The sequence below is a fragment of the Roseateles violae genome (assembly GCF_030410485.1).
GTDB lineage: Bacteria > Pseudomonadota > Gammaproteobacteria > Burkholderiales > Burkholderiaceae_C > Roseateles_D > Roseateles_D violae.
In genome coordinates, this window is sequence record NZ_JAUHHC010000008.1 from 1 (window position 1) to 13,512 (window position 13,512).

A 13,512-nucleotide genomic window follows, 5' to 3' on the forward strand; every position below is an offset into this window, starting at 1 on the left:
CTACATCGCCGCCGGCATCTCGGGCGCGATCCAGCACCTGGCCGGCATGAAGGATTCGAAGGTGATCGTCGCGATCAACAAGGATCCCGAGGCGCCGATCTTCTCGGTGGCCGACTACGGCCTTGAGGCCGATCTGTTCACGGCCGTGCCCGAGCTGCTCGCGGCCCTGGGCTGAGACACCGCCTCAGAAGAAGGTGCGCACGCCGGAAAGCACGCGATAGTCGTCGTCCACCAGGTAGAGCAGCGGCCATTTGTCGAAGGTCGTGCAGGGGTGGCTGATGCCGAAGCCCAGCCGGTCTCCCACCTGCAGCTCGAGCTCGCAGGCGCTGGTGTCGACATAGGCATGCTGATCATTGAGCGCCGTGATGCGCAGACCCGCCGGCGCGGCCTGCGGGTCTGCGTGGACATCGGGGCGCAGCCAGTGCAGCGCCAGCGGCATGTCCATGTCGAAGGAGACGTCGCGCTTGCCCATCGCGCAGATGGCGCGCCCCGGTTCGGGGATGGACTGCACCACGGTCCAGACTTCGAGCGCGCTGCGCAAGCCCGGACCCGGACCGTAGAGCGCCGTGCTGCGTTGCCGCATGCGGGCCTGCATGCGCTCGTAGAACAGGGCGTCGTGGGTCAGATAGCAGCCGCTTCGCAGCACGATGCGCAGCTCGCGGCGCGCATCGACCGCCGCGAGGACCTTCGCGGCCATGTCGAAGAAGGCCGATCCGCCGGCGCTGAGGATGAGCTCGCCCGGCGCAAACCAGTCCTCCTCGACGCCGGTCCTGGCCAGCGCGGCGACCAGGTCCAGCATCGCGAGCACCCGCAGCTCGATCTGCGCCTGGTCCGGGCCACCGAAGATGCCCTCGAAGGTCTCGACGCCGCGCAGCGCGATGAAGGCTTGCGCGTCGCGGATCGCGCGGCCGAGTTCCAGCCCCTGCTCCAGCGTTCTGACGCCGGTGCGGCCGCCTTCGGCACCGACCTCCAGCAGCACCTGCACCGGACGCTGCAGGCCGCGCCGGGCGGCCTCGGCCGCGAGCAGGCGCAGGCCGGCGATCGAATCGATCAGCACATAGGCGTCAAAGGCCGGGTCGGCGGCCAGCTCGTCGAGCAGCAGCTCGATGCCGGCGCGGTCCACCAGCTGGTTGGCGAGCAGGATGCGCGGCACGCCGTACTTGCGGTAAGTGCGCAGATGGCTGGCCGTCGCCGCCGTGATGCCCCAGCAGCCGTCCGCCAGCTGCCGGGCGAAGAGCTGCGGGGCCATCGTCGTCTTGCCGTGCGGACAGAGGCTGACGCCGGCGCGCCGCAGGAAGGCGTTCATCCAGGCGCTGTTGTGGGCCAGCGCGGATTCCTTCAGCACGGCCACCGGGAACAGCATGTCGCCGCGCGTGACCGACAGCCCGAGCCCGCCCAGCTCGTCGATGGACTTGCCGACCGCCCGCTGCGGCAGTCCCTTCAGCTCGGCGGCGAGCGCTTGTCGTCGAAGTTCGCTCAGGGCTTGATGATTCATCACAGATGGCACTCCAGCCAGGCCACGATGCGCGCGGCACTGTCAAGGTAATCGGGAAAGCCGCGCAGGCTGTGGCTGGCCAGCGGGTACATGGCCAGCTCGGAAGGGACGCGCGCCTCGACCAGGGCGTTGTAGAACTCGAGGGCCTGCGAGGCCGGCGCGTTCTTGTCGCGCAGGCCGGCCAGCACCAGCGTCGGCGCCTGGATCCGGTCCGCATGGAACAGCGGGCTCAGCGCATGGTAGGGACCGTCCGCCCGGCCCGGCGCGCTGCGCAGGAAGGCGCTCGCGAACCAGGGCACCTGCGAACCGAAGTGCTGCGAATACCAGTTGGTCACCGGCGAGATCGGAATCGAGGCCTGGAACGTGCTGCAGACGGTGGGCAGCCAGGCGGCCAGGAAGCCGCCGTAGCTGGTCCCGCTGATCGCCACGCGCGCCGGGTCCGCCAGGCCCTGGGCGACCAGGGCCTGCACACCCGTGATCAGGTCGTCGGCATCGGCGCCGCCCATATCGCCGACGACGCGGCGGGCAAAGTCCTGGCCGCGGCCGCAGGAGCCGCGCGGGTTGGGCAGCAGCACCCGGTAGCCCTGACGGGCCAGGACCGGCGTGGCCCGCAGACCGGCCGCCCAGCGCGGCCGGTGGGCCCAGATGGGGCCGCCGTGCACATCGACGAAGAGCGGCGCGGGCCCGGCCGGCGCCTCGGTCGGCTCCACCAGCCAGCCTTCGATCTCCAGTCCGTCGCTGGCCTGCCAGCGCAGCGGGCGTATCGTGCCGGCGTCCGGCGGCCTGGCCGGACCCATGGCCAGCAGCGGCCGCGCGGATCCGCGCTCCAGCCACGCGATCGCCGGCGGCGTGGCATAGGCTTCGACGACGGCCAGCGCGCCGTCCCGCCCGCAGGGGATGGCCACCGGCTGCCAGCCGGACAGCGTCGCCGTGCCCGAGCACCAGACGATGTCGAACTCCCCGCTGCCGATGTCGAGATTGCCGACCACGGTCTCCAGCCCCCGCAGCCCCGTGCACAGCAGGCGCCGCTCGTCGCGCCACTGGATATCGGTCAGCTCGACACCCTCGGTGTCCAGCGCCAGGGCCGGCGCGCCGGCGCGCTGCAGGTGCAGGCGGCCGCAGACCAGGCCGCGATCGCTGGAGACGGCCTCGATCCAGGCCATCCACTCGCCATCGGCCGACCCTGCGGGACAGCCGATCTGCTCGGCCGGCTGGCGGATGCGGACCGGCTCGGAACTGGCGGGTCCCAGTCGGTACAGGCCCGCCTCGTACCAGCTGCCTTCGCCGTGGTCATGGCTGGCAACGCACAGCAGGTCGCTGGGACCGCACCAGGCCGCTTCCCAGGGATTGAACGGCGCCTCGGTGATGCGCCGCGGCGCACCGCGCTCCGGCGCCCAGATCCAGAGGCTGCGCCAGCGATCGGCGCCCGTCGGGCTGGCCACATCGGGCAGCCAGGCCGGGCCGGCGGAGGACTTCATCGAATGGCCGCCCTCGCGCCCCGAGACGTCGGCCGACAGGCCCGCGACCAGGATCAGCAGCTGCGTGCCGTCGGCGGACCAGCGCAGCTGCTCGACGACACCGCCGGCCAGCCAGGATTCCCGGCGTTCCGTGCCGTCCAGGCTCAGCAGCTCGACGGCATCGCCGCCGCCGGGCCGGGCTTGAACCAGGGCCAGCAGCCGCAGCGGGGCCGAGGGCTGTGCGAGCCGCGTGCCCGCGGGCAAGGAATCGCAGCGGCCCTCGCCGTCGAGCCGGTACACCCGCTTCGCCGGCCCTGCCTCCAGCGCGCCGGGCATCGCGCTGCCGGTGAACCAGATCTGCCCGTCCAGGGCGACCAGCTCGCTGGCGCCGTGCAGCTGCTCGGTGCCCGGCTGCCACCAGGCTTCATAGAGCTGCCGCACCCGCGCACCGGCGGGGGTCGAGGACATGTCGGCCGGCAAGGCGGCGGGCGGCGTCATCTCCAAGGGTTGGCGCACGTCACAGGCCCCAGGCGAAGGGGTCGGCCGCATCGACGAGCAGCTGGGCGTCCAGCGTCACATGGGCGCGCCCGCGAATCGTCGGCCGTATCGTCACCCGACCGGCGGCCTCGCCGTCCAGCTTCGCATAGTGCGCCTTGAAGACGCTGCCGATGACGCTCTCCTGATGCCAGGTCTGGCCCGGCTGCAGCAGTCCTTCGGCCGCCAGGCAGGCCAGCTTCGCGCTGGTGCCGGTGCCGCAGGGCGAGCGGTCGTAGGCGCCGCCGGGGCAGAGCACGAAGGCGCGGCCATCGTGCGCGGGCGAGCCGGGCGGCCCCAGCAGTTCGACGTGATCGATTTCGGCGCCGTCCGCACCGCGTATGCCCTGGCGCCGGAGCGCCTCGCGAATCGCCTGGGCGACCCCGGTCAGCGATTCGATCTGCGTCTGGTCGACCGCCAGGCCGTGATCGGCGCAGAGAAAGAACCAGTTGCCGCCCCAGGCGATGTCGCCGTGCAGCGTGCCGATGCCGGGCACGTCCGCCGCGACCTCGCGCAGATGGCGGTAGGAGGGCACGTTCTCCACGCTGACCTCCCCACCCTCGTGCAGCGTGGCGGTCACGAGGCCCACCGGCGTCTCGATGCGATGGCTGCCCGGCGCGATGCGGCCGAGGTGGTGCAGCGTTTCGATCAGTCCTATCGTGCCGTGGCCGCACATGCCCAGATAGCCGACGTTGTTGAAGAACAGGATGCCGCAGACGTTGGCCGGGTCCTGGGGCTCGCAGACGATGCCGCCGACCAGCACCTCGCTGCCGCGCGGCTCGTTGACCAGCGCACGGCGCCACCGATCGTGCCGTTCGCGCAGAACGGCCAGGCGGGCGGCCATCGAGCCGCCACCCAGGTCCGGGCCGCCGCTGACGAGCAGGCGGGTCGGTTCACCGCCGGTGTGCGAATCGATGAAGCGGGCCAGGGGCAGGGAATGGGGCATGGTCTTGTCTCAGGCTTCGAGGATGGGAAGCAGCAGGCGCGAAGGCCGCTGCACGTCGTGATGGACCTGCTGCACCGCCTTGCGGCAGCTGGCGGCCGAACCGATGGGCTCGGCCACATGCGGATTGGGATCGGCCCAGGGAAAGTTGGAGCCGGAGATCAGCAGGCGCAGCCGGCTGCCGGCCGGCAGGCGATGCGCCACATAGGTCAGCGGCACCGTGATGCGCACGGTCGCGCCCGGCTCGATGAAGCGCTCGGCATCGAAGCCCGCGTGGTAGCGCAGCCGCAGCTGCCCCTGGGCCAGCCGGATCGAGCGTCCGTCGGCCCGGTGCTCCACCAGCCAGACGATCACGTCCGCATCGGGCACGTCGGCCGAGACGAACAGCTCGGCCCGGGCCTCGCCGAGGATGGTCAGCGGCGCATCCAGCGCTCCGGCGTCGTAGACCAGGGTTTCGTGGTGCTGTTCCCGCTCCCGCATGTCCAGCAGCAGCTTGGGCTCGAGGCCCGCCGCAATCGCGCCGACGAAGGGCAGTTGCGGATCGTCGACGAACACATCCGAGGCTTGAGCCTCTGCGACCGACTCCGCGACCAATCGCCCGTCGCCGCGCGCCGAGTTGGCGCGTCCGCCGCTGGAAAGATGGAACTCGCGCAGCCTCGCCTGGGCCGGCGGAAAGCTCGCGAAATCGCGCCATTCGTTGGCGCCGGTGACGAACAGACGGACGCGCTCGGCCATCTCGGGGCCGCTGCCGCGCGCGCGCAGATGCTGATCGAAGAAGGCCAGGCGGAAGTCCACCAGGTCGAGCTGCGCGCTCGTTCCGAACTGGTACGGTCCATGCGATTCGGCGCCGCCCGCATAGCTTTGCCCGTGATCCCAGGGGCCGATCAGCAGCCGGTGACGGGGCCGGTGCTGCTCGGCCGCCTCGATGCCGCGCCACAGCGTGAGGCTGCCGACGCTGGCATCGAAGTTGCCATTGATCAGCAGGATCGGGATGTCGATGCCCGCCAGCTCCTGCGCGGCGAAGCTGCGCTCCTGGAACCAGTCGTCGAAGGTCGGATGCCGCAGCACCGTCTCGTAGTGCTCCAGAAAATCGCCGCTCAGATCGTCGGCGCCCGCATCGCGGGCCGGCCGCCTGAGCATGCGTTCAAGCACATCGGGCCTGGCCAGCACCGGCATGGTGGACATGAAGCCGGCCTTCAGCTCATTGAGCGATTCCACCTGCAGGATTCTCAGCCAGTTCAGCGTATGGGAGCGCGCGAACACGCCGCCGCAATACGGCACCTCGCGGAAGAAGTCCATGGTCGGCACGGTCGGCACGATGCAGCGCAGATGCGGCGGGCGGGCCAGCGCCGCGGCGACCTGCGTCATCGCGACATAGCTGCTGCCATCCATGCCGACCTGGCCGCTGCACCAGGGCTGGCTGGCAATCCACTCGACCGTGTCGTAGCCGTCGCAGCGCTCGTGCGGCGCATTGAAGCTGAACTTGCCTTCGCTGATGCCGATGCCGCGTATGGTCTGAATCACCACCGCGTAGCCCGCGTCGACATAGCGCAGCACGCCCAGCCGCTTGAAGCCCATCACCGATTCCTTGTACGGCGTTCGCAGCAGGATGGCCGCCACGCGGGCGTCCTGGCCGCGGTCCTGCGGCAGCCAGACCTGGGTGTCCAGCCGGGTGCCGTCACGCATGGCAAGCATCAGCCGCAGGTCGGCGGCCGGCATCGGCTCGGGCGGCGGGAGGACGCTGCTGCCGTTGGCGCGTTCGAGCAGGCTGATCGAACTGATCGCTGGGCCGTGGGCGCGCGAGGCTTGGGTCATGGTGTGCTGTCGGTGAAGTAAAGGGCTGGTCGCAGGCGGAAAAGCCCGAGCACCGGTCTCAAGCTTGGCCGCGTCGGCACTTTAGGTGGGCGAAATATCGGTCCAGATAGCGCAGTCAACCGTTTTTTTATGGTGCGTCGCGGTTCGCATATGTTTTTGTCGGTTCGGCGATAGGTCCGCTGCCCGGTCTGGCGTAGCCTTCGCTATCGCCGCCGCTGCGGACCATGGGCAACTCAGGAAGACAGACAACGATGAAGACCAAGAAGGCAAGCGCATCCTCGAATCACCGCTTCGGCCGCGAAGAGACCGCGGCGGCGTCGGCGGCCGTGAAGCCGGCGAAACGGGCGAAGCGCGCCGCCGCCGGCCAGCCGGCCGCTTCGGGCGTCGCGGCGCTGGACGAGATCTTCCAGAACTGGAATCGCAGCGACTCGCCGGGCATGGTGGTCGGCGTGGCCCAGCACGGCAAGACGATCTACCGGCGCGCCTTCGGACTGGCCAGCCTCGAACATGGCGTCGCGAACACCCCTGCCACGCGCATGCGCATCGGCAGTTCGAGCAAGCATTTCGCCTGCGTCGCGGCCTTTGTGCTGGCCGAGGACGGCAAGCTCGACGTCGATGCACCGATCACGCGCTACATCCCCGAGCTGCCGACGCCGCGCGGCGTGCCGACGCTGCGCCAGCTGATGAACCACACGGGCGGCTTGCGCGACTATGTGGACCTGGTGACCATCGCCGCCGGCCTGACGCTGCAGCCCCCGGGCCGGGCGCTGGAAATGCAGCTGCTGCAGACCGACGCCAACTTCGCGCCCGGCGAGGGGCAGATGTACTGCAACGGCGGCTACCACCTGCTGTCGATCGCGATCGAGCGGGCCGCCGGCATGCCCTTCGAGCAGTTCCTGCGCGAGCGCATCTTCGAGCCGCTGGGCATGAGCGAGACGGAGTCGATCCCCGGCGACATGGGCGTGATCCCCCGCATGGCCACGCTGCATACCGCGCGGCCGGACAAGTCCTGGCGCCGCGGCATCTTCATGAGCGAGGAGATCAAGGGCGAGGGTGCGATCGTCTCGACCATCGACGACATGCTGAAGTGGCTGGCGCATCTGCGCGCGCCGCGCAAGACGGTTGCCGCGGCCACCGACTGGGCGCAGCTGTGGGCGCCGACGACGCTGAAGAACGGCCTGGTGAGCAGCTACGGCCTGGGCCTGTTCCGGCATGACTACCGCGGGGTCGAGGTGATCTACCACTCGGGGGCCGTCATCGGTGGCCTGTGCCAGATGCTGACCGTGCCGGCGCATGAGCTGGACATCATCATCCTGAACAACGGCGCCCTGGTCAGCCCCGACGCGCAGGCCAAGCGCATCATCGACGCGCTGCTGCCGCAGGCCGTCTCGGGCGAGCCGCCCAAGATGGCCGAGAGCAAGCCTTATAGCCCGCTGTTCGGCACCAAATACGTCAACGCGACCGGCCTGGTGATCGGTTTCGAGGACTGCGCAGGCAAGCTCGGCATCTCGATGTCGCACTCGCCCGCGGGAGCGCTGCTGCGCGACGAGGGCAGGACGCTTCGTGTGGCCTTCGAGGACACCGTGATCGGCCCCTATGTGCTGTCGGTGGACGAGCTCAAGGGCAAGGGCGGCGAGCCGCCCAAGCAGCTGCTGGTGCTCGAGTCCGGATCGCCGGTGAAGTTCACGCTGGTGCCGCGCAAGGTGCCGTCCACGCAGACCGCCGGCCGGCCGCTCGTCGGCCGCTACCGCTGCGAGCATCTGGATGCCGAGGCGACGATAGCCTTCGACGGCGAGCAGCTGCTGGTCAAGCTGGCGGGCGGCTTCGGCGCCGTGCGCATGTCGGCAACGGCGACGTCGGCCAAGGTCTTCGGTCTCAAGGTGCTGGGTGATTCGACCAGCGCCGACTATTCGCTCGTGGCCGAGACCCGCGACGGCGAGATCGCCGGCTTCTACATCAACAGCATGCGCACCCGCCATCTGTGGTTCAAGCGCGTGGGCTCGGCCCCGAGGCGCAAGAAGGGCCAGCAGAGCGGCCGCGTCGCATGAAGATTTTTTCCGCCTCGATCGCCGCCGAGACCAACACCTTCGCGCCGGCCCCGACGGGCATGGCGGCCTTCGAGGCCTTCGGCCTGTTCCACGCAAAGGACAGCCTGCAGGCACCTGAGGGCGTCGCGGCGCTGCGCCATCTCAAGTCCAGCTGCGAGCGGCGCGGCCACGAACTGGTCCCCGGCCTGTGCGCGTTCGCGGAGCCGGCCGGCCGGATCGTGCGCGAAACCTATGAGGCCTTACGCGACGAGCTGCTCGAGGACCTGCGGCAGGCGATGCCGGTCGATGCGGTCTTTCTGTTCCTGCACGGCGCGATGGCCGCCGACGGCTACGACGACTGCGAGGGCGACATCCTCGCCCGCGTGCGGCAGATCGTCGGCGAGCGCGTGCCGGTGGGCGCCGAGCTCGACCTGCACTGCCATCTGACGCCGCAGATGCTGGAGTCGGCGGATGCGCTCATCGCCTACAAGGAATACCCGCACACCGACGTGCGTGAGCGCGCCGACGAGCTGCTCGACCTGCTGCTCGCGACGGCGCGCGGCGAGGTTCGGCCGGTCACCGCAATGCACGACTGCAAGATGGTGGGCCTCTGGCGCACCTCGAGCGGGCCGATGCGCGACTTCGTCGATCGCATGAAGGCGGTCGAACGCCAGCCCGGCGTGCTCTCGGTGTCGCTGGGCCATGGTTTCCCCTGGGGCGATGTGGCCGACTGCGGTGCGCGCCTGTGGGTCGTCACCGACGGCGATGCCGCGCTGGCGCAGCGCCTGACCGATCAGCTCGGGCGCGAGTTCTGGGCGCTGCGCGACGCGACCCGCCAGCCCGGTCTGGAGATCGAGGCCGCGCTCGACCAGGCCCTGGCGATCGACGGTGGCCCCGTCGTGCTGGCCGACACGGCCGACAACCCCGGCGGCGGCGCGATGTCGGACAGCAGCTTCCTGCTACGCGCGCTGGTGGAGCGCGGTGTCCGCGACGTGGCAATCGGCGCGTTCTGGGATCTCGGCGCGATCCAGATGTGCGTGGACGCCGGCGTCGGTGCGCGGCTGGAGCTGCGCGTCGGCGGCAAGTGCGGCCCCGCCTCGGGCCTGCCGGTCGACCTGCAGGTCACCGTGCGCGCAATCAGGGACGAGCACCAGCAGGACGTGTTCGGCGCCAGCTGGCCGATGGGCCGCAGCGTGTGGGTCGAGTCCGAGGGCGGCATCCACCTGCTGCTGTGCTCGCTGCGCGGCCAGATCTACGGCACCGACGCCTTCACCGGCATCGGCATCACGCTGCAGGACAAGCGCCTCATCGTGATCAAGGGCACGCAGCACTTCTACGCCGCGTTCTCTCCCTTGGCCAAGGCCACCCTCTATGTAGACTCGCCCGGCGCGCTGACCTCGAGGTTCGAGGAGATCGCCTACCGCAATCGCAGCCTCCGCTACTGGCCCCGTGCGGCCGATCCCCACTCCTGAATCCATGAAGATCTTTGCCGCGACCATCGCGACGGAAACCAACACCTTCTCCCCGACTCCGACCGGCATGGCGGCGTTCGAGGAGTTCGGCGTCATCGGCCGCGGCGACGCCACGCCGGCCAACGAGACCAGCCCCTTCTTCGATGCCATGCGGCGCTGGGCCGCGCAGCAGGGCCACGAGTATGTGCAGGGGCTCGGGATTTACGCGACCCCCGGCGGCAGCACCGTCAGGCAGGTCTACGAATCGTTGCGCGAGGAGCTGCTCGAGGGCCTGCGCCGCGCGATGCCGGTCGATGCGGTCATCCTTCCGCTGCACGGCGCAATGGTCGCGCAAGGCTACGAGGATTGCGAAGGCGATCTGATCGAGGCGGTGCGCGCGATCGTCGGCGAGTTGGTGCCGATCGGCGTCGAGCTCGACCTGCACTGCCACCTCACCGAACGCATGTGCCGCAACGCCGACGTGATCGTCGCGTACAAGGAATATCCGCACACCGACATCGAGGAACGCCTGCGCGAGGTCTGGGACCTGACGCTCGCGACTGCGCGGCGTGAAGTCGAGCCGGTCACCGCGGTCGAGGACCTGCGCATGCTGAGCTTCTGGCACACGACGCGCGAGCCGATGCGCGCCTTCGTCAAGCGGATGCAGGGCCTCGAAGGCCGCGACGGCGTGCTCAGCATCAGCTTCGGCCATGGCTTTCCCTATGGCGACACGCCGGACACCGGCGCGAAGCTGTGGGTCGTGACGGATCGCCGAATCGATGTGGACGGCAGCAATGGCCGCGCGCTGGCGCGTTCGCTGACCGGCGAGATCCGCGACATGCGGGAGCAGACCCGCCCGCGCCCGCTGCTGCTGCCCGATGCGCTGAAGATCATCTCCACCTCAACGCAGGGGCCGCTGGTGTTCGCCGACACGGCCGACAACGCAGGTGGCGGCGCGCCGGGCGACAGCACCTTCGTGCTGCGCGGCGTGATCGATGCGCGCGTGGCCAACGTCGCGATCGCCGCGATCTGGGATCCGGTCGCGGTGCAGATCGCGTTCGCGGCGGGCGAGGGCGCCAGCCTGCCGCTGCGCATCGGCGGCAAGCTCGGTCCGGCCTCGGGCGATCCTGTCGACGTGACGGTCACCGTCAGGAAGCTGCGCGAGGATCACTTCCAGACCGGCCTTGGGGCGCGCCACGATTGCGGCCCGAGCGCCTGGGTGCAGGCCGCCAATGGCACCGACATCGTGCTGATCTCGAAGCGCCAGCAGGTGATGGGCACCGACATCTTCGGCGGTCTTGGCATCGACCTGCGGACCCGGAAGGCGGTATTCGTGAAGTCCTCGCAGCACTTCTACGCCGACTTCGCGCCGATCGCAAAGCAGGTCCACTACGTGTCGACGCCTGGACTGCTGCGCGATGACATCGAGCATATCGACTATCGTCGCCGCGATCTGAATTTTTGGCCACGCGTGGAGGCTCCGTGGAACGTTCGTTAGATTGGGAAGAACTCGAGCAGCGTTATCGCGCGGCTGCTTCGATGGCGCCCGGGCGCCGAGAGCCGCTCCGGCATGGTCCCGTGACGCCTCACTGGTCCGCCGATGGGCGGTATTTCTGGTACGAGCGCACGACGGCGCTCGGACGCGAACATCTGCTAGTCGACGTGCAGGCCCGCGCTTCCTCGGCCTTGTTCGATCCGGCGGCGCTGGCCGCTGCACTGACGTCGATACTCGATCGCCAGATCGCGCTCTCCGATCTGCAGCCGACCCGGCTGGAGTTCGACGCGCAGGGCGATCTGCTCAGATTCGAGTATGCAGGCGGTCGCTGGCGATGGCTGCGCGGGAGCGGACAGCTCAGGCGAGAGGGTGACGCATTCACCCCCGATGAGCTGGCATCGCCCGATGGCCGCTGGGCCGTTGCGTTGAAGGGACCGAACCTGCTGCTGAGGGCGGCGGATGAACCGGCCGCTCAAGGCCTGACGACCGACGGTGTCGCGGGATATGGATGGGGCGACTTCGTCGATTACACGACGCAGGCCTCGCGCCAGGCCTTCGGTCCGCCGTTGAAGCCGCATGCGCTGTGGTCGCCCGACGGTCGACGCCTCGCGATCGTGCGTATCGACCGCCGCAAGGTTGGCCTGATGCACCTGGTGCAGTCGGTGCCGGCCGAGGGCTCGCGTCCCGCGCTGTACAGCTATCCGTTTCCGATGGCGCATGACGGGGACGAGCAACGAGAGCGGGCAGAGGTGTGGTTCGTCAGCCTCGACGGTGCTCGCGTGCGCGCGCAGATCGACGTGCTGCAGACCTTTGCGCACCGCGCCTTCATCGAAGGCCAGGGACGCTGGTCGGCCGACGGCCGGCATTTCTACATCGTCGACAACGATCGTCTGCACACCAGCATCAGCCTGTGGCGGGTCGACGCGAGCGACGGCCGCGCCGAACGGCTGCAGTTCGAGACCGGCCCCGCCGTTGTGCGGGCCGCGCCGACACTCGCCGAGACACCGATCTTTCATGTCTTCTCCGACGGTCGTTTGCTGTGGTGGTCGCAACGCGACGGCTGGGGCCATCTGTGGTTATTGCAGCCTGGCGCACCGGCGCGCCAGCTCACCCAGGGCCCATGGCAGGTGCGAGAGTTGCTGCATGTCGACGAAGCCACGGGCGAGGTCCTGTTCACGGCCGGCGGGCGAGAGCCCGGTGTGGACCCGTATTACCGGCTCGTCTACCGCGTCGATTTGCAGGGCTCGGCGCCACGCTGTCTGACGCCCGAGCCGGCCGATCACCGCGCCCTCGAGGCGCCGCATGCGGGCAACGGTGAGCCGCCGCTGCGGCGCGGCCTGAGTCCTTGCGCGAGCTACTTCGTCGACGTGTACTCGACGGTCACGCAAGCACCGATCTCGGTGCTACGGTCCGCGGCCACGGGCGAGATCCTGATGACGCTGGAGCGCGCCGAGGTCGGGCACAGCCGGCCACAGGGCCTGCCGCTGCCCGAGCCGTTCAGCGTGCCGGCGCTGGACGGCGATGAAGAAGTGTGGGGCGTGCTGTACCGGCCGCTGGGCTTCGATCCGGCGCGGTCTTATCCGGTCATCGACCTGATCTACGCGGCGCCGCAGACCATTGCCGCCCCGCATGGCTGGGACACGGCGCTGTACGGCAGCCTGCCCGAGCGCCTGGCCTGCCTGGGCTTTGCGGTCGTCATCATCGATGCGCCGGGCACGCCCTACCGCTCGCACCGCTTCCAGCTGGCCGCGCATGGGCGCATGGAGGTCTGCGGCCTGCCCGATCATGTCAACGCGATCCGCGCGCTCGCGCGCAAGCATGCCTGGCTCGACGAGGGGCGCGTCGGCATTGCGGGCGGTTCGGGCGGCGGCTTCGCGACCGTGCGCGCGCTGGCCGATCACGGCGACTTCTACCGTTGCGGCGCCGCGCTGTGCGGCAGCCACGACAGCTCGGCCTACATCCCCTACTGGGGCGAGATGTTCCAGGGCGCCTGGGATGCGGAGCTCTACGCCAGGCAGGACAACAACAACATCGTCGACAGGATCCGCGGCGAGCTGCTGCTGATCCATGGCGATATGGACGACAACTGTCACCCGAGCATGACGCTGCGGCTTGTCGATGCCCTCATCCGGGCCGATCGCAACTTCGACCTGCTGCTCGTGCCGAATGCGGGCCACATCCTCGGCAGCGTTCCCTATGTGATGCGCAGGACGCAGGACTTCTTCGTCCGCCACCTGCTGGGCTGTGAGCCGCCGCGGCCCGGCATCCCCACCACCTCTTAAATCCAGATCGCAC

The 13,512-nt window shown here is 69.6% G+C and carries 8 protein-coding genes and 1 pseudogene; 5 read left to right on the forward strand and 4 right to left on the reverse strand.

Translation table 11 applies throughout. The annotated features are described in order from the left end of the window. Positions 1-175: pseudogene (locus QWJ38_RS23105) on the forward strand (FAD-binding protein); the annotation flags it as partial. Between the two features lie 9 nt (positions 176-184). Here QWJ38_RS23105 and QWJ38_RS23110 read toward each other — a convergent pair. Genes QWJ38_RS23110 through QWJ38_RS23125 form a run of 4 tightly spaced genes read right to left on the reverse strand, consistent with a single transcriptional unit; the run spans position 185 to position 6,244 of the window. After that, the gene (locus QWJ38_RS23110) at positions 185-1,495 is read right to left on the reverse strand and encodes an alanine racemase (protein WP_290361499.1); all 1,311 of its coding nucleotides are present in this window, start codon (positions 1,493-1,495) and stop codon (positions 185-187) included. Next, the gene (locus QWJ38_RS23115) at positions 1,495-3,450 is read right to left on the reverse strand and encodes a S9 family peptidase (RefSeq protein ID WP_290361500.1); all 1,956 of its coding nucleotides are present in this window, start codon (positions 3,448-3,450) and stop codon (positions 1,495-1,497) included. The genes QWJ38_RS23110 and QWJ38_RS23115 overlap by 1 nt, the downstream gene beginning before the upstream one ends. 19 nt (positions 3,451-3,469) lie before the next feature. Next, positions 3,470-4,420, reverse strand: coding sequence for a 4-hydroxyproline epimerase (locus QWJ38_RS23120; RefSeq protein WP_290361566.1), 951 nt, complete (start codon positions 4,418-4,420; stop codon positions 3,470-3,472). 21 nt (positions 4,421-4,441) lie between these two features. Continuing rightward, positions 4,442-6,244 (reverse strand): CocE/NonD family hydrolase, encoded by a 1,803-nt coding sequence (locus tag QWJ38_RS23125; RefSeq protein ID WP_290361501.1) that lies wholly within the window; start codon positions 6,242-6,244, stop codon positions 4,442-4,444. 251 nt (positions 6,245-6,495) lie between these two features. On the opposite strand from QWJ38_RS23125, the gene QWJ38_RS23130 reads away from it, so the two are divergent. From QWJ38_RS23130 to QWJ38_RS23145, 4 genes are read left to right on the forward strand one after another with little or no spacing between them, the layout of a single operon-like run. Beyond that, the gene (locus QWJ38_RS23130; protein ID WP_290361502.1) at positions 6,496-8,292 is read left to right on the forward strand and encodes a serine hydrolase domain-containing protein; all 1,797 of its coding nucleotides are present in this window, start codon (positions 6,496-6,498) and stop codon (positions 8,290-8,292) included. Next, on the forward strand, positions 8,289-9,743 hold the full coding sequence (locus QWJ38_RS23135; RefSeq protein ID WP_290361503.1) for a M81 family metallopeptidase: 1,455 nt from the start codon (positions 8,289-8,291) through the stop codon (positions 9,741-9,743). The genes QWJ38_RS23130 and QWJ38_RS23135 overlap by 4 nt, the downstream gene beginning before the upstream one ends. Before the next feature lie 4 nt (positions 9,744-9,747). Beyond that, positions 9,748-11,220, forward strand: a complete 1,473-nt coding sequence (locus QWJ38_RS23140; RefSeq protein ID WP_290361504.1) for a M81 family metallopeptidase — start codon at positions 9,748-9,750, stop codon at positions 11,218-11,220. Further along, a complete protein-coding gene (locus QWJ38_RS23145; RefSeq protein ID WP_290361505.1) occupies positions 11,205-13,499 on the forward strand; it encodes a S9 family peptidase in 2,295 nt (764 codons plus the stop codon). The genes QWJ38_RS23140 and QWJ38_RS23145 overlap by 16 nt, the downstream gene beginning before the upstream one ends. Positions 13,500-13,512: the final 13 nt, after the last annotated feature.